This window comes from Micromonospora sp. NPDC048935, assembly GCF_043197875.1.
In the GTDB taxonomy this organism is placed as follows: domain Bacteria; phylum Actinomycetota; class Actinomycetes; order Mycobacteriales; family Micromonosporaceae; genus Micromonospora.
Map to the genome: position 1 here is coordinate 93306 of NZ_JBICTZ010000013.1, position 17150 is coordinate 110455.

The window sequence follows — 17150 nt, forward strand, 5'->3', positions numbered from 1 at the left end:
TCGTTTGAACAGGCACGTCCGGCACACCGCCGGGCGTGGATGGAGGCGAGCACGTGGCACGGGTCGAGAACGAAGAGGGGCGCTACCGGATGGTCTGGGCGGCGGGGGAACGCAGCGTCAGCGCCGACGACCCGGCGGTGTTGCTCGCCGACCTGATCCCCGGATACCGGGCCGTGCCGGAGGGGAGGCGTCGGGCGGTCCGGACGGAGCACGCCGAGCTGTCCCTGCGGCGGATCCAGCGGCGGGTGCTCGACGCCTACGACTCCTTCGACTGCGATTCGGAGGAGATGCAGGTCCTGCTCAACGACCGCGCCAACCGTAGGGTTCCGCACCGGTGGTCGGCCCCGGTGCCGCTGGTGCTGATCGACGCGCACTTCGCCGAGGCCGGCGCGGAGCGGCCCCGCGAGGCCGGTGGGCGGATCATCTGGCTGGAGACCGAGGACGAGGACGCCTACCTGCGTTCGCTGGCCGTGGCCGGTGAGATCTTCCTGGTGATCCGGCAGGACGCCGTCGGTGCGGCAGCGGGTGGGCGCAGCGGCCCCGGCGTCGGGGTGGCGGTCGGATGACCGTGCCGGAGGTGCCGCGGCCACGCACCGTGCGGCCGGGAGCCATCCCGCGACGGCGGATGATCGTGGGGCGTGCGGCGCAGATGGACGCCCTCGACGCGGCCCGTGCGGCCGCCGCGATCGGTGGTCGATTCGCACTGGTCCGGGGGCCGGCGGGCAGCGGCCGGACGTCGCTGCTGGACGCGGCCGCGGGTGCCTGGCGTACCGCCGGGGTGGTGGTGCTCCGGGTGGCACCCGCCGCACCGGGCGACACCGCCGCCGGCTTCGCGGCGCTGCTGGACGCCGTTCGCGACAAGTACGAACTGCTGGCCGACCCCCCGCTGACCGGCCCGCTGAGCGCGCTCGGTGCGCTCTGCGACGAGCCCGGCGGCGCGCCCGCCGGGCGTGGCATCGCGTTGGCCCAGCAGACCGCCGCCGCGTTCGCCCTGATCGGCCGGCGGGCGTCGACGGTGCTGATCGCCGACGACGCCGGTCCCGCGCTGGCCCCGGCACTGGCCGCCGCCGTCCGCGCCGGTTGCCTCGTCGTGGCCGCCGGTGCGCCCGGCGACTGCCGACTCGGCACGCTCGCCGACGTCGTGGTGGACCTGCCGCCGTTGAGCGCCGAGGCCGTGCGGGGGATGCTCGCCCGCCGGTACGCGGTGCCGCTCGACGACGCGGTGCCCGCGGCCCTGTCCACCGCGCTCGGGCCGCTGGCCGGGCACCCCGGCACGGTGCTGGAGATCGCACACGAGTTGACCCGGACCGGGCGGCTCGCGGTCGTCCGGGGGCACCTGTGCCTGCTGGACCCGCACGCCCCGATCGCGCTGCCGACGGGCCACAGCCTGCTCGCCACGCTGCGGGCGCGCGGCCCGCTCGCCGTCCGGCTGGCCACCATGGCCGCCGTCACCCGGTTCGGCATCGACGACCTGCCGCTGTTCGCCGACGCCACCCACGGCCGGCTGTCCGACTACGGCTGGATGATCGACGAACTGATCGACGACGGGCTGCTCGTCGCCGAGCCGCAGGGCGGGATCCTCCCGCAGAGCCCGGCGCTCACCGCTCGCCTGATCAGCGATGCCGGCCCGGACGCGGTGGCCCGCCTGCACCGCGCCTGTGCCGCGGCGATGTTCCGCCGGGCCGCGTCCGGACGGCCGGCGGACGGGCCCGCCCTGGCCGACCAGGTCACCTCGGCGGGCGTCGCCATGCCGTTCGATCCGCGTACGGCGGTGACCCTCGCCGCGACGGCCGACGAGAACACCGACCGTGCGCCGGACCGGGCGGCGTACTGGCTGCGCGCCGCGCTCTGGCACTCCGGCGGCGGGCGGGCCGGCGACGACATCCTCGCCCGGCTGCTGCGGCTGCTGGTACGCACCGGCCAGGTCGCCCGCCTCGGCGAGGTGGTGGACACGGCGATCCGACGAGGACACGGCCCGTCGTCCCGGCACGCCGCGGACCTCGCGGCCGCCGCCGCACTCGTCGCAGTGCACACCGGAGAGCCGGTGCCCACCACCGTCCGGTCCGCTCTGCGGGGAGCACCGGCGACCCCGGCAACCGTGACCTTCGCCGACTGGTGGCGCACCGGCGTACCGCCCGCGCCGCCGGTGCCGCCGGCAGCCGACGCGGACGCCGGATCGCTGCTGCATCCGGCGGAACTCGGCGTCCTGGCCGACGCCGTCGGCCACGGCCTGGTGGATGCCGGCCCGGCGACCGAGGAGTTGCTGCTGGCCGGCGAGACGGGGGACCTGGCCGCACTCCTGGCGCTGGTCCTCGGTCCGCACCGCTACGGCGTGCCGAGGGACGGGCTCCTGTCCGCGTACCACCGGCTGCACACCTGCCAGGCCGGCGGCGACCTCTCCGGCCTGCTCTCGGCCGCCCGCGAGCTGGACCTGACCGGTGCCGAGGCGCCCCTGCCGCGCTGTCTCGCCCGGCTGTGGGCGGCCGAGGCGCTCGGTCTGCTGGGTCGAGCCACGGAGGCCCCCTCCTGGCTGCGCTCGGTCCCGGAGGAACCGCCGTACGCGGCACTTCGGTGGTGGGCCGCGAACGGGCCGGCCGGGGAGGCCCAGACGGCGCAGGAGGCGGCCCGGCGGTTGGGCGACGGACGGCGGGCGTACGAGAGCCACCGGCACCACGGCAGCCGCATCGGCGTCGAGCACCTTCTGGTACGCGCGGCGGGCCTCGCGGCACGGTTCGGCCTCGGCGAGCAGATGGCCTGGTTGACGGCGGTGGTCGACGCCGACGCGGCCGAACCTCGGCGTCGGCTCAGCAACCGGACGACGCTGCTGATCCAGGCGCTGTGCCGGGGTGACGCGAACGCCGCCGCACGCGGAGTCGAGCTCGTCCGTGCGGGTGGGAACCGCCTCGCCCTCGCGTACGCCTGTCTGGCGCTCGGCCGGGTCGCCGAGGACGCTGGGCCGTGGCTGATCGAGGCACAGGCGGTGGCGAAGACGATGACCTCGGGTTGGCTGCGGTCCGCCGTCGCCGCCGCGATGCGGGAGCGTGACGTTCGCCAGCCCCGCACCCGTACGCCGCGGACGGGATTCAGCCCGGTGGAGACGCACATCATCGAGTTGATCGGTCACGGACGGACCAATCGGCAGATCGCGGCGCAGGTGCGGATCAGCGAGAAGACCGTCGAAAACCACCTGACCCGGCTCTTCGCGCGTACCGGCTGCCGCTCGCGTGTCGAACTGGCCGCGGTGAGCCTCACCACGGACATCCTCGGTCCGGCGTCGTGAGCGCCGCGGTGAACCTTCCGGTCGACCTCGACGGGCCCATCCTGACCGTGCTCATCGGTCCGGCCGGCATCGGTCGCACCCATGCCCTGCGCACGCTGCGCGACGCCGCCACGCAGGCCGGCAGACCCGTTCTCGACCTGCGGTTGGCGCCGGAGTGTCGGCACGACGCGGGATATCTCGCCGGGCGGATCCTCGCCGCGCTCATCCCGACCCCCACCCGGCTGGCCGCCGGTCGTGGCCACGTCCTCACCGGTGAGCCGCCGTCGCACGCACTCTCCCGAGTGCTGCGGCGACACCCCGGTCTGGTGCTCCTCGTCGACGACGCCCAGTGGGCCGACGCGGAGTCCGTCGAGGCCCTGCGGAGCGTGTTGCACGAGGAGTACCCGGTGCCCGTCCGGTGCGTCGCCACCCTGCGTACCGACTCCGTCGGTGCCGATCCGGAGCAGGTGGCCGCCTTCGACTGCCTGCGCCGGAGCGGCCTCGTGCGGATCGAGCGGCTGCGGCCGCTGTCCCGTGCCGACGTCGACGCGCTCGCCCGCCAGGCGTTGCAGGCAACGCCGCACGACTCCCTCTCGACACAGCTACGCCGACTCGGCCGGGGTGTGCCCGCCGCGGTGCTGGCCGTCGTCGAGGGTTACCGCGCCTCGACGGCCCTGCGGATCGTCGAGCGCCGCGCCTACCTGACCGATGCGACAGGTGCTCCCCGGATCCCCGCGGAGCACGACCTGACCCGGCCGGTACGCCGGCTGGGCCCGTCCACCCACACGGTCGCCCGCGCTCTGGCGGTGCTCGAACCGTTGGGCGCGGCCGTCCCCGGGCTGATCGGGCGGGCGCTCGACACCACACCGGAGCAGGTACGCCGGCACCTGGATGCCCTGTGCGCGGAGGGTTTCGTGCGGGCGGACCGGCGCGGCTGGCGGATCCGGGTACCCGCGTTGGCGCTGGCCCTGCGCGCGGGTCTCGGCCCCTACGAACGGCGTCGGCTCGCGCAGGTGGCGGTCGAGGCGCTCTGGTCGGGCACCGCCCGTTGCGCGGATCCGGGGTACCTGCCGGATCAGGTCGCCGCCGCCGGTGGCCTGGTCGACGCCGAGCGGGCGGCGGCGCTGCTGCGCCGGCACGCCGACGACGCGGCGGTACGCGCGCCCGCCGCGGCGGCACGCTGGTGGGCCGGTGCGGCCGACCTCAGCGGCGATCCCGCGGACCGGTCCGAGGCCCTGCTGGCCCGAGCCGTCGCCGAGTTCGGCACCGGCCGGTACGCCGTCGTCCAGGCGCAGGTGCGTCACCTGCTCGGCGAGTACGCCGACACCCTGCCCGACGCCGCCCGGCAGGAGGCCGAACTGCTCTGCCTCGCCAGTGCGCGTGGCGCGCGTGCGGCGTCTGACGTGCAGGCCGTCGCGTCCGGCGAACCCTGGTCGCCCGACGGGCCGGTGCCGACCCGGATGACCCGGGCCGCGGCGCTCTGCTTCCTCGACCGCTGGGCCGAGGCCGCGAGCCTGCTGCCGGGCGACTCGACCCGCGCCGACAGCGGACTGCTGGTCGGCACACCGATCACCGCCGGCACCGGCGGCGTCCCGGTGGCCGAGGCTCCGGCCGGCGGCGTCCCGGGGGCCGGCGCTCCGGCCGGTGACGGCTCGGGCCTCGGCGGGTCGGCTCGGGGCGCTGCCCGCCGCCGTTTCGCGGACACCGTCGCGCGGGTCAGCCTGGCGGCGGTCGTCGGTGCGCTGGACCGGGCGGATCGGGAGCTGGCGGAGGCCGGTCTGACGGTGGCCGAACTGCCGGCGCCCGAGCGGTGCCTGGTGCACTGGCGCGCGGGCCGGTGGGATGCCGCGAGCGACGCCGCGCTGCTCGGCATCGCGGCCGACCTCCCCGTGACCCGGCCGGTGGCGCACAGCACCGTGCACCGGGCGGCGGCCGAGATACTGCTCGCCCGTGGTTGGCCGGTGCGGGCCCGAGCGCTGCTCGACGCCGCCCGCGCCGACGCCGCCCCGTTGCCGTACCTGCTGGCACCCGTGGCGGCCGAGGCGGAGTGGATCCTCGGCGACGCGCCGGCCGCCGAACGCGTCGTCGGCGACGCCGTGGCCGCCGCCACCCGGCACGGGTTGGTCGTCGGCCTGGACGAACTCTGGCTGGTGGCCGCGGAACTCGCGAGCGCACGCGGCGACGGCGAAGCGGCCCGCACCGCCGCCGCGTCCGCCCTGGCGGCGGCGGACCAGAGCACCACCATCGGCGCCCTGCGGGCCGCCACCGCCCAACTCCTCGTTCGACCGGACCGGGTGCGGGCCGGTGACGTGGTGGCACTGGCCCGGGTCCTCGGCCAGCCCTTCGAGGTGGCCAGGGCGATCGAGCGGGTGGTCCGCTGGACCGGCCGGGGCGTCGAGCTGCTGGGTGAGGCGTACGAGATCCTCGGCGACCTGGGCGCGATCCTGCACCGCTCCCGGGTCCGCCAGACGATGCGCGACCACGGCAGCACGGTGCCGGGACGCGCGCAGACCCTTGCCGAGGGCGAACGGTTGCTCGCCGCCCTGGTCGCGGAGGGGCTGTCGAACCGGCAGTTGGCCGCCGCCACGCAGAGCAGCGCGAAGAGCATCGAGGGGAGGCTCACCCGACTGTTCCACCGCACCGGCTACCGGTCCCGGGTGGAGTTGGCCACGGCCGTGCTGCTCGGCGACTACCGCATCGGCTGAGGACGCCACACGTCTGGTGCGGACCGATGCCCGAGGAGGTCCGGCAGAGCCAGGTCGACTCCTTTCGCCCGCTGCCGCCAGCGCCCACCGTCGGGGTGCAGCACCTGCTCCACCCGGGTGTCGTCGTAGGAGCCCGGCGGCAACAGCAGCGTCACACCGTCGGCCACCAACTCGGGCAGGCGCGACCGAACCGAGGTGTGGGCGCCGAGCGCGGCGGCGCTGGCTCGCGCGTCGATCGCCCGGCCCGCCGCCACCCGCAGGCGCACCAACAGGTATCCGTCGCGCACCGGCGGTCGGCCCTGGTGCAGCGGCAGGAAGTCGTCAGTCGGCTCGTCCCCGGCGGCCGGGATCAGCGCCCAGACGCCGGCCCCCCGACCACCTCCGGGCCAGCGCACCACATCGTCCGGGAGACCGTCCGTGCCGTGCCGGGCCCCGGTGCAGCGCAGCACGACGTCATGGCCGGGCAACTCGGTCTCCTCCTGTGGCCGCCCGGTGTCGTCGATGTCGTAGCCCGCCTGTAGCCGCGCCTGGTCGAGCCAGCCCGCCGGCAGCAGGAACCTGCCCGCCGCCCCGGCGCCACGGTGGTCCAGCTCCGCCGGTAGGTCACCGACCCGGTCCAGGTCCACCAGGCCGCCGGCCTCGACCCGCAGGCACAGCAGATGCTGGTACGGGTGGGCACGGGCGACCCGCTCACCCTCGAGGTCGCCGACGAGGAACAGGTCGGCCGACGGCACACCCTCGACCGCGACCCGCTGCGGCGACCACGGGCTGGCCAGCCAGACCCGCACGGGTTCGGCGTTCACCTCGGGGCGGTCCGGCAACCACCGCAGACCGTGTGGTCGGCTGCCGGGTGCGGGAACGGTCAGTGCGGGGCGCGGCCCCGGTGCCGGCAACACCCGCTCGGGCGGCGGTGCGGCTGCCGCCGGTTCGCCGGGCGACCGCTCGGCTTCCGGTTCGCCGGGCGACCGCTCGGCTGCCGCTGGCGCGGCGGGCGACGGCCCCGGCACAGGCATCGACGGCTCGTCCGTGCCCTGCCGACGCGGGATCAGCCAACCATCGTCGTTGCGCCACCGACCGGTCTCGGCCCGCGGATCCGGATCGGCGGCCCGCAACCAGCGCGCCGGGCGTCGCTGCTCGTCGACGGCCCGGGCCAGGCCGTCGCGGACCACGACGACGGCACCGGGGGCCAGCGACCAGATCTCGACGCCCAGGTCCGACTCCAGCACGCCCAGGTGCTCCCGTAGGCCCTCGGTGCACTCGTCGGCCACCGGGGTCAGCAGTTGGAGGTCCGCACCCTGCCACCCGGCATTCGTCAGCAGAGCCCGCAACTCGACCGCGCCCACCGCGAGGTGGCTGCCGTCGGGGTAGCGCAGCGCGAGACGCCCTCCGTCGAGGACGGTCAGGTCGACGAGCGTCATGCCCGGCTCGGCCGACAGGTCGGCGTACCGGTCGAGGAACGTGACCTCCGACGGCCGGTCCGAGCTGATCAGCGCGACCCCGCCGGCGGCACCGACCGTGGGCCCGCCGCCGGGCACGAGCCGTCCGTCACGATCGGTCGCGAAGCGAGGGGCGCCCGGTGCGTGCGGGGGGCGGTATTCCCGCCAGCGGGCGACCGCGCCGGAGTGGTCCCGGGCGGCCAGGTCCAGGCAGCCGTGCAGCAGCACCGCCTCGCCGCCGATCTCCGGGGTCCACACCGTCGCGCCGGTCGCCTCGGCCAGAGCCGTCACCTCGGCGTCGAGGCGCGCACACTGTGCCGGGTCGTCCGGCCAGCGCAACCACAGGCGCAGGTCACCGCCGTACAGGAACGTCGCGGAGAGGGCCGCGGCCACGTCCTGCCCGGAGTACCGGCCCGGTCTCTCCCCGGCGGCGTCCTGCCGGTACGTCGAGAGCCGGAACTGGCCGGCGCGAGTCGCGAGGGCCACCGTCACCAGGTCCGGATGGCCGACGCCGAGCCGGGCCGCCGCGGCCCGGCGCACGACGAAGTCCTCGCGGTTGGCGAACTCCAGGCCGCCCGCCAACGGCAGCGTCGCCAGCCCGCTCCTGGGCAGCACCAGGCCACCGGCCAGGTCGAACCACCCGGGCCGGGTGGTCTGGAGTGCGGTGGGCTGCACCAGGACCCAGTCGACCACCGTTCCGCTGATCCGGTCGACCGGGACCGCCTCGGTCGGGCCGGCGAGGCCCGGGCCGGTTCGGCGCCGCACCGTCGCTCCGGTGGGCGCGACCAGGACGTCGCAGCCCAGCGCGGTGGCGACCTGCCCGAACAGGGCCGCGTCACGGGCACCGTCGTCGACGAGGACGCGGAGGTCCCGCCCCGCCACTCCGAGCGCCCGCGCGCATTCGGCAATCTCGTCCGCGGTCAGCGCCGGGCCGTCATCCGCTGGCCGCGCCAACCCGCCGTCCGCGGTGCGGACCAGCACGAGGTCGCACAGGCCGTCGACGGGTAGGGGCAGGTCCACCGGGGAAACCTGCTCCGGGCCTGCCCCGCGGGTGCGCTGTCGGCTGGGTCGCAACGTCGTCCTCGCTCTGTGTCCCGCCTCGGACCGGCACCGGCCGCGAGGCGTCCATTGTGGGCGTACGCCCGGCGCTGGGCCAGCTCACCGTCCGGCCTGGGCCGCGACCGGTGGATCCAACCGCAACGACCACCGTGCCGCGGGTCCCGCGCCGACGACAATCGGTACGGTTCGGTGGGGGCTGTGCGACAACGCGCGCAGGGGACCCGACCGCGCGACGGCATCGGGGCCCGCGCACACCACCACCCGCACCCTGGTCGACGATTCCTCGGCTGCCAACTCGGCGACGGCGTCGACCCGGCGGCAACCGACTGGTGCCGCGTCGCCGAGCACGTCACCGACCAGCACCACGTCCGTGTCGGCGCTGAACTGGTGCACCAGGGCCAGCGCGTGCCGGCGGCAGGCGGCCAGGTCACCGCCGATGGTGAGCACGTCGGGCGCCACCGCGAGGTCGATCCACAGTCGATGCCCGTCCCGGTGGCCCAGCACGAGAGGCGCACTCGACGGCGGTGGTCGCTGCCCGTCGGTCAGCCACCCGTAGGGGGATCCCCAACGAGCCGGGCGCGCGCCGACCAGCCGCACGGTCGCCCGGTCCGGACCGCAGGTCAGATCCGTGACCAGGGTGGCGAACGGGTTGGGACGAGACGGTGGAAGAAGGCCGGACGTCCGGGCGTCGGGCACCGCCCGAGCCGGGGTGCGATCCGCGGCTCGCGGCCACGGGACCGCCACGGGTGGCCGTGCGGGTGGTTCGGCCGCGACCTCGGCGGGTGGCTGTGCCGGTGGTTCGGCCGCGACCTCGGCGGGTGGCTGTGCCGGTGGTTCGGCCGCGACCTCGGCGGGTGGCTGTGCCGGTGGTTCGGCCGCGACCGCCGCGAGCGGCCGTGCGGGTGGTTCGGTCGCGACCGCCGCTACCGGCGCGGGCGGCCGTCTGGGTGGCGCGGCCGCGACCTCAGTGGGTGGTTCGGTCGCGGCCGGGAATGGCATCACGCGGGCCGGTGTCGTGGGCGCCGGGGGAGGTGGTTGCTCCGCTGGTGGCGCGGTCACCGGTGCGGGCCGGGGATGCGGCGGAGTCGTCGTCGGGACGGGCCGGACCGGGCTGCCGTACGTGGCGACGCCGACACGGGCGGGTCGTCGCCGTGCGCGGAGGGCCACCTGTGCCCAGAGCAGGAGGAGCACGGCGAGCGCGATCAGCGCCACCCGCAGACCGGTCGGGGACCACAGGGTCGACAGGTGCGGCAGCGTGACGGCGGGCGGTGCCGGCGGGCCGGCGGATGCCGTCGACGGTGACACCGCTGTCGGTGCTGGCGTCGGTGCCGGAAGCGCGCCGGTCTGGACGCCAGGGCCCGTCGCGTCCCGGGGCAGGACGAGAATCCAGCCGGGGTGCAGGCTTGTCGCATCGGTCAGCCGACGGCCGTCGGGTTGGAGCCGCCCCTCGTTGAGCGCGAAGATCTCCCGGGACCGGTTGCCGTTGCCGAGTGTCTTCGCCGCGATCGCGAAGAGATATTCCCGTTGGCCGTCGACCGGAGGGCCGACGACGTAGTACTTGCCGGTCTCGCCCGGAGCGCGCGGCGTCGAGGCGGGTACGGCGTCGGCCGCCGGAGCGATCACCTGTGCGCCGAGGCCCAGCATGAGCAGGCAGAGGCCGAGCACCGCGAGCCGTCGTCTCATCGTGGCATCGTCCTTCGCCGGGGTCGTCGGGTGGCGCCGCGATCCAAGGATCGTCGGAGGAATGGTGAACCGGGGCGTGCCACCCATCGTTCTCAGGATGTTCTCCCGAGATCGGAGGCGTTATGAGGGGAATTACACCGTATCCGCAGGGCCAGGGCAATATCGCTGACACGTGCCGCGACGCAGCGGCCGGCATCAGTACGCAACTCGACCGGCTACGCGCCCACCTGGCGAGCCTCGACCCGGCACGCCTGCGGATGTCCGCCTCCCGTCGCGACGCGCTGCTGACCGGGTACGACATCTACGTGCGGATGCTCGACGACGCGCTCCAGGACATCGCCGGTGGCCTGCAGGCGGAGACGGATCTCCGGCCGGCCGACCTGGCGCTCGCCGCCGGTGGGTCCTGATGAGCGGTGCCGAGTGGGCACCGGTCCCCGACGGCGCGGGCGACCCGGCCGACCCTGGGCCGGCCATCGACGCGCTGGCCACCGATGTCGCCAGGCGGCTCGCCACGCTGCGCGAGCAGTTGGAGCCGACGCGGGCGCGGTGGGCCGACGGCCACGACTACCTCGATCCGGCGGAGGAGTGGACCATCGCGACGGACGGTCTGCTCGGCCCGACCGGCGTGCTGGGCATCATCAGCGACGCCGTGCGGCTCACCCTGCCGGACCTTGTCGGCAGCAGGTGGTCCGAGCGCACGTCCGGCTCCTGCGCCGGGCACGGGCGATCGGCAGCGGGTGGCGACTGATGTCCGCTGCCGCCGCCCCCCGCGGGGAGTGATCTCCCGTGGTCACGTCCACCTGCGTCGACGCGACGATGCGGACAAGTGTCGGCATGCTCGTGCTCGGCCTGCTGTCCGAGGTGGAGAGACGCGACGTCGCCACTCACCTGGACCACTGCGCGAGCTGCCGGGCCGAGCGGGAGGAGATCGACCACACCGTCGACACTCTGGGCCTGCTCGGCGCCGCACACGTACGACGCCTGATCGCCGATTTCGGGGCGGTTCCGGCCGGGCCGGACCGTACCCCGCCTGGTGATCATCTTTTCGGCGCACCCGGCGCCGCGCCGGCGCGGGAGCGGCCCGCCCGCGCCGAGGCTCCGGTCGTGATCGTGCGCGAGACCCACGCGGTGCCCCGTCTCGGCGTCCCCGACGACGTCCACCCGGTGAACCAGGCCCGTCCGGCGACGGCGACCGACCGCTATCGCGCCGGACCCGGCGAGGGTTTCCTGCCCCCACGACCGGCGACGGGCCCGTTGTCCCGTGGCCCGCACTCGCACCGCCGCCCCAGGTCACGCCGTCGACGCATCGGTGGCGTGGTGGGCGTGACCGGTCTGCTCGCCGTCGCGCTCAGTACGACGTTGCTCATCGAGCCCTGGAAAGCGACTGACTCGCCCGGTCCGGTCGTGGCGGTGGCGGCCACCGACGACGGTGTCAGCGGCGTGGAGTTCTCCGCGGTTCTCTACGACGACGACGGCCAGGTCAACCTGCGCGTCTCGACCGATGGTCTGGCGCCGGACGCGTCGTACCAACTCTGGGCACTCACCACGGCGGGCGAGGAGCTGCTGCTCGGGCGGCTGAACGGCACACCGGGCCGCGGCGGCTACGCCGGTGACGTCGCGGTGTCGGTGGACGACCTGAGTCAGCTCAGCGTCCGTCAGGTCGACGGCGGGGTTCTGGTGACGGCCGAGGTGGTCAAGGGATCGCCGAGACCGGACGGGGCACCGGATCCGACGTGAGTCGAGCCGACGCGCGACCCGTCCCATCGCGACCGCACCGGGTCGCGCCGTCCGTCGCGACGTTTCGGCAGGTCAGCGTACCCAAGGGGGTTCCGACGCCGAGCCGGCCCGCGAGGGTCTGCCAAGATTCCTCGGGAAAACCCCCACGAACACTGAACGCGGGTACCGATGCACTCGTTATCGCTGCCATGAACCAGGCCGCGGGGAACATGCTCTCGGGTGCGTCGTCGCCAGAGCCGACCTACGACGACGCGCTGCGGCTCGCCTATGAGACACATGGGCCGATTCTGCTCAACTACCTGCTGCGCCTGACGATGGGTAATCGTGGCCTTGCCGAGGACATCGTCCAGGAGACGCTGGTGCGTGCCTGGCACCATCCGGAGGCGCGGACGACCGACGGTCAGTGGAGCCGCGGCTGGCTGTTCACCGTGGCCCGACGCATCGCCATCGATCACCTGAGGGCGGCCCGGGGCAGGCCGTCCGAGCAGCTTGACGAGCGCATCGAGGAGCGGCACGCCGCCGTGGACGACATCGACCGCCTGCTCAACGGCCGCGAGGTACGCGACGCCGTGGCCAGATTGCCGGAGCGGCTGCGCAGCGCGCTGATCGAGATCTACTTCCAGGAGCACACGGTCGCCGAGGCCGCGCGCAACCTCTCGATCCCCGAGGGGACGGTCAAGTCACGGACCTTCTACGCGCTGCGGGCGCTGCGCGAGGACCTCGCCGGGCGCGGGTTCAGCCTCTGAGTGGCCCCGCCGGCAGAAGTTCCGAAGTTGGCCCGCCCAACCGTGAACCAACCTGTCGCTCGGCTCGTTCACAGCGCACACCCGTCGGAGAGGGAAGCAACCGTGACACTGAGATCGGTGATCGGACGCCTGGCCACCCTGCACACCTCGGGCCGGCGCGCATGGGGCTCACTGCGGACGACCCGTCAGCGGATCGAGGCCGGGGTCGCCTTCACCGCGGCCGTCGTCTGTGCCGTGGCGGCCGGCCTCCAGGTCGGGCCGGCGTTGGCCGAGACCACAGTCGAGGGTGAGCCGGTCCCCGCCGACGTGCTGCCGGCGATCGTCGTCGGCGCCACCTCCTGCCCGGCGCTGACCGGGCCGCGACTCGCCGCGCAACTGATGGCCGCCTCGGGGTTCAAGGCGACGGCCGTGTCCGAGTCCGGTGCGGGCATCGCCGGACTGGACTCCCGGGCCTGGCAGACGTGGGCGCCGTGGCAGCAGGCCCAGCGCGCCGACGTCCGAGCCAACGTGCTCGCGCTGGCGCACCGCACCTGCGAGGCGATCGGCCAGGTCCGGGCCGGCGGAGTCGGCGGCGATCACTGGAAGGCGGCCGTCGCGGCCGACAAGGTCGGTCTGGACGCGGTGGTCACGGCCAAGGGCGTGCCGACGTCCGCCCAGGAGTACGTCGACACGGTGGCCGGGTACGCCAACTGGTACGCCAAGCAGCCGCAGTTCTCGGGCGCGACGAAGCCGGCCCGGCCGTCCGCCACTCCCGCCGCGGACAAGGTGGGCATCCCCGAGGAGTACGTCGACGCGGTGGTCAAGGCCGGTCAGGTGTGCCCGTCGACAGTGTCCGCGGCCCGGATCGCCGCGCAGCTCAGGTCGCTCTCCGCCTTCAACCCGAACCTGAAGGGCAGCGGCGGCGGCCAGGGCATCGCCCAGTTCACGCCGTCGCTGTGGGAGGAGTACAAGCCGTCCGACAGCGCGTCGGTCTGGGATCCGCAGGTGGCCATCCCCACCCTGGCCACCGCGATGTGCGACCTGCGCAACCAGCTCTCCGGAATGAACCTGCGCCAGTCGGGGGAGGGGACCGACCCGTACTCGCTGGCGCTCGCGGCGTACCAGTGGGGGGTCACCGCGGTGCGGGCCAAGGGCGGGGTGCCGCGCGGTGCCGCCGTTCCGCAGCTCGTCGACACGGTCGGCCTCTACGTCGACGCGTACAACTCGGACAGCCGACTCGCCAACGCGTTCCCGTCACCGTCGGCGAGCCGCCCGGCCCCGCCGCCGTCGTCCTCGGCCCCGTCGTCCTCGCCGTCGTCGTCGCCCTCGGCGGTGCCCACCCCCTCGCCGACGAAGCCGGCCGCGCCACCCACGCCCGCCACGACTCCGTCGCCCGTGCCCCCGCCGCCGGCCACCGCCCTGCCGGCGAAATGGGACCCGGCTGTCTCCTACCAGTTCACCAACGTCCTGAGCGGCCGGGTCATGGAGGTGCCGGGGAAGGACACCGTCACCACCGGCGGGACGACCATCCAGCTCAACGACAACCTGCACCAGAAGGACCAGTACTGGCACATCGCCAAGGCCGCCGATCCGAGGTACGTCGTGATCACGAACGCGTTCAACAACAAGGCGCTCGGCATCCGCGGCGGCTCGATCAAGAACACCGCGGAGCTGGTGCAGGTCGACCCGGCGTTCGACAACCCCAGCCAGCAGTGGTCGTTCATCGACGGCGGCACGTGGGTCACCATCATCAACCGCAACTCCGGCAAGGCCCTCGACATCCTCGGCGACGACTGCTGCGGCAAGAACGGCACCCCGATCACCCAGTGGGGTCGGCAGAGCTACGCCGTGGACCAGCGCTGGGTGCTCAGCAGATGACACGGAGGCGGGGGACCGATCCACGCGGCGCGCGGGGCTGGGTGGGGGCGATCATCGCGGCGGTCGTGCTCGTCGCCGGGGCACCCGCCGCGCCTGCGCGGGCCGCGGTCGACGAGTACGTCCTCTACTACACCGTCACCTCGGCCTACCAGGGCAGGCCGGAGAACCTCGGCGACATCGCCGGCCGACTGCTGGGCAACTCGTCGCGCTCCACCGAGATCTTCAACCTGAACACGGCACGACGGCAGCCGGACGGCGGCGCGCTCACCGACCCGAACGCCCTCCACGCCGGCTGGTATCTGGTCGTGCCCTGGGACGCGGTCGGCCCGGGTCTCCAGCACGGCGTGTTGCCGAACACCGCTCCCGCCGCCGCACCACCCGCGAGTGCTCCGGGCGTCCCGCCGCAGGCGTCCACGCCGCAGGCGTCCGGCGTTCCCGCCGTTCCGGGCAGGCCGTCCGCTCCGGCCTCCCCCCTCGGCGGGACGCCGCCGGTCCCCGGCCTGACACCGGGCCCGGCACAGATACCGACCGCGCCGCCACCACCCGCACCGCCGGGCAGGTGCGTCACGGCGACGGCCGCCAGCGCGCCGTCGAACTGGGCCACCGTGCGGCTGGCCGCAGACCTGGCCTGGCCGCACACCCGGGGCGTCGGGCAGCTCGTCGCGATCGTCGATTCCGGTGTGGACGGTCGAGCGGGCCAACTCGCCGGCCGGGTGTCGGTCGGGGCCAACATCGTGACCGGAGACGGCCGCGGGGACAGCGACTGCCTGGGCACCGGTACGGCGATGGCGGGCCTGGTGGCCGCACAGCCGGCGGACGGCGACGCGTTCGCGGGTGTGGCCCCGGAGTCGGTCGTCATGCCGGTGCGGGTGGTCACCGATGTGCCGTCCGCGGACGCGGTCGCCCAGGCGACGGCGATCGAGGTGGCGGTCTCCGCCGGGGCGACGGTGATCGCGCTCGGCTCGTACGTGGATGTCACCGCCGAGGGCGTGCTGCGGGCCATCGAGGCGGCGCTGACCCGCAACATCGTCGTGGTGGCCGGCGCTCCGGCCGGCCCGGGCGCCACCGCCCCGCCGGCGGAGCTGATCAGCGTCGGCGGTGTCGGCGTCGACGGCAAGCTCCTGGAGGAGTACGCCACGGACCTGGTCGACGTGGTGGCCCCGGGCGTCAACGTCTCCAGTATCGGCATCAACGGCACGAAGCAGCTCGTCGGCAGCGGCACGCAGTACGCGGTCGCTCTGGTCGCCGGCGAGGTCGCCCTGGTGCGTGCCGCCCACCCCGACCTGTCGGCCGCGCAGGTCGCCCACCGGGTTGTGGCCACGGCCGACAGGATGGGTGACGCGCAGCCGGACGCCCGGTACGGCGGTGGCATGATCAATCCGGAGGCCGCGGTGACCCGGGAGCTGCCCGAGGAGGCGACGCAGGTGGCCACCGGTCGGCGTTCCGGTCAGAGCACCGGGGGCGACGGCACCCGGGTCGCGTTCCTGCTGACCGTGCTGGCGGGGCTGGTGCTCAGCGCGCTGCTCGTGATTCGCCTGCGCCGCAGCGTACGGCGGGCCGAGACGGAGACCGGAGGCGAGGATGATGGATTGGACGCGGACTGGCCGACGGGGACCGCGCCCGACGAACAGCCGAGTCAGCCGACGCTCACCGGCGCGCACTGAGCGACGGTCGGTTTCGTGACAGCACAGACGTCCCCGGTCGTGAACTCCCCCCTGGGCAGTTCCGTTCTTAGAAGATCGGGGACCGCGGGCGACCAGCCGCGCGGGCGAGGGATTGAGGACTTGGTGCGACATGGCTGACGACGTGTGCGACGAGCCGCAGCTCCGCAGCACGCTCGGCGTGTACCTGGCCGGCGGGTTGGCCGAGGAGCAGCGCGACGCGGTCGAGAGCCACCTTGCCACCTGTGCCCCGTGCTCTGCCGAGGCCGACGCGTTGGGCGAGGCGGTGGCGATGCTCGCCCTGCTCTCCGATCTCGACCGCCGGGAGTTGGTGGCCGAGTTCGGCGTCCCGCCGATCCCGGTGGTGGCTGGTCGGGAGCCGGTCGACGAGCGGGACCCGGCACCGGATCCACCGCCGGTGCCTCCCGCCGTGCGGTCCGCGCCGGTGGACACGGCACGTGCGGCGGGGCCGACCCGTGGGCCTGTCGCGAACCGGGCGAGCACCGGCCCGGGGCGTACGACGTCCACGGCGACCACCCGGCAGCGCCGCCGCCGGATGAGGCTCGCGGGTGCCGGCCTCGCCGTGGTGGTGCTGATCTTCGCGGGTCTGCTCGTCGGCCAGTCGATGCGCACCCCCACGACCAGCCCGGACCTGGCGGTTCCGAACGGTGGGAACACCGTCCTCACGCTCGTCACCAACGCCACCGACGCGCCCAGCGGCGCCACCCTGTCGGTGGTCGTCTCGCAGCAGGCCGGCGCGGTGAACCTGCGGGCGACCCTGGCCGGCCTGCGGGTCGGTGCGGCCTACCGGCTGTTCGTCACCGACGTCGACGGGCAGAGCTGGGAGCTGGCGGTGGTGACCGGTACGGAGTTCCGGCAGGAGGTTGCCCGCGGCTGCCCCGTGCCCCTCGACCGGCTCGACCGGTTCAGCGTCACCGCTGCCGACGGGTCCCTGGCGGTCGTCGCCGTCGTGGACCGGGCGTCGCGGTCGGCGCCGCCGCGATAGC

Annotated in this window: 12 protein-coding genes; 10 read left to right on the top strand and 2 right to left on the bottom strand. The window is 74.7% G+C overall.

The window, feature by feature from the left end; all coding sequences use genetic code 11:
* Positions 1-53 precede the first annotated feature (53 nt).
* From ACGFIW_RS28885 to ACGFIW_RS28895, 3 genes are read left to right on the top strand one after another with little or no spacing between them, the layout of a single operon-like run.
* Complete coding sequence (locus tag ACGFIW_RS28885; protein WP_393322217.1) at positions 54-566, top strand: hypothetical protein; 513 nt, start codon at positions 54-56, stop codon at positions 564-566.
* Positions 563-3280 carry a LuxR C-terminal-related transcriptional regulator gene (locus tag ACGFIW_RS28890; protein ID WP_393322220.1) on the top strand — a complete coding sequence of 906 codons (2718 nt, stop codon included), beginning with the start codon at positions 563-565 and terminating at the stop codon, positions 3278-3280. Before ACGFIW_RS28885 ends, ACGFIW_RS28890 begins: the two co-directional genes overlap by 4 nt.
* Positions 3277-5964: an AAA family ATPase gene (locus ACGFIW_RS28895; protein WP_393322223.1), complete on the top strand. Its 2688-nt coding sequence runs from the start codon at positions 3277-3279 to the stop codon at positions 5962-5964. Before ACGFIW_RS28890 ends, ACGFIW_RS28895 begins: the two co-directional genes overlap by 4 nt.
* Here ACGFIW_RS28895 and ACGFIW_RS28900 read toward each other — a convergent pair.
* Complete coding sequence (locus ACGFIW_RS28900; RefSeq protein ID WP_393322226.1) at positions 5949-8420, bottom strand: hypothetical protein; 2472 nt, start codon at positions 8418-8420, stop codon at positions 5949-5951. The genes ACGFIW_RS28895 and ACGFIW_RS28900 overlap by 16 nt on opposite strands.
* Positions 8421-8558: 138 nt before the next feature.
* Positions 8559-10142: a hypothetical protein gene (locus tag ACGFIW_RS28905; protein WP_393322229.1), complete on the bottom strand. Its 1584-nt coding sequence runs from the start codon at positions 10140-10142 to the stop codon at positions 8559-8561.
* A 122-nt stretch (positions 10143-10264) separates the two neighbouring features.
* Here ACGFIW_RS28905 and ACGFIW_RS28910 point away from each other — a divergent pair, with 122 nt between their 5' ends.
* The 7 genes from ACGFIW_RS28910 (at position 10265) to ACGFIW_RS28940 (ending at position 17149) form a co-directional block, all read left to right on the top strand.
* A complete protein-coding gene (locus tag ACGFIW_RS28910) occupies positions 10265-10549 on the top strand; it encodes a hypothetical protein (protein WP_393322232.1) in 285 nt (94 codons plus the stop codon).
* On the top strand, positions 10549-10890 hold the full coding sequence (locus ACGFIW_RS28915) for a hypothetical protein (protein WP_393322235.1): 342 nt from the start codon (positions 10549-10551) through the stop codon (positions 10888-10890). The genes ACGFIW_RS28910 and ACGFIW_RS28915 overlap by 1 nt, the downstream gene beginning before the upstream one ends.
* Before the next feature lie 38 nt (positions 10891-10928).
* Entirely contained in the window at positions 10929-11879 is a 951-nt protein-coding gene (locus ACGFIW_RS28920) for a zf-HC2 domain-containing protein (protein ID WP_393322237.1), read from the top strand.
* 188 nt (positions 11880-12067) lie between these two features.
* On the top strand, positions 12068-12625 hold the full coding sequence (locus ACGFIW_RS28925; RefSeq protein ID WP_393322240.1) for a sigma-70 family RNA polymerase sigma factor: 558 nt from the start codon (positions 12068-12070) through the stop codon (positions 12623-12625).
* A 102-nt stretch (positions 12626-12727) separates the two neighbouring features.
* Positions 12728-14482 carry an RICIN domain-containing protein gene (locus ACGFIW_RS28930; protein WP_393322243.1) on the top strand — a complete coding sequence of 585 codons (1755 nt, stop codon included), beginning with the start codon at positions 12728-12730 and terminating at the stop codon, positions 14480-14482.
* Positions 14479-16146 (top strand): S8 family serine peptidase, encoded by a 1668-nt coding sequence (locus ACGFIW_RS28935; protein WP_393322246.1) that lies wholly within the window; start codon positions 14479-14481, stop codon positions 16144-16146. The genes ACGFIW_RS28930 and ACGFIW_RS28935 overlap by 4 nt, the downstream gene beginning before the upstream one ends.
* Before the next feature lie 130 nt (positions 16147-16276).
* Positions 16277-17149 carry a zf-HC2 domain-containing protein gene (locus tag ACGFIW_RS28940; protein ID WP_393322249.1) on the top strand — a complete coding sequence of 291 codons (873 nt, stop codon included), beginning with the start codon at positions 16277-16279 and terminating at the stop codon, positions 17147-17149.
* The last annotated feature ends 1 nt before the right edge of the window (position 17150 follow it).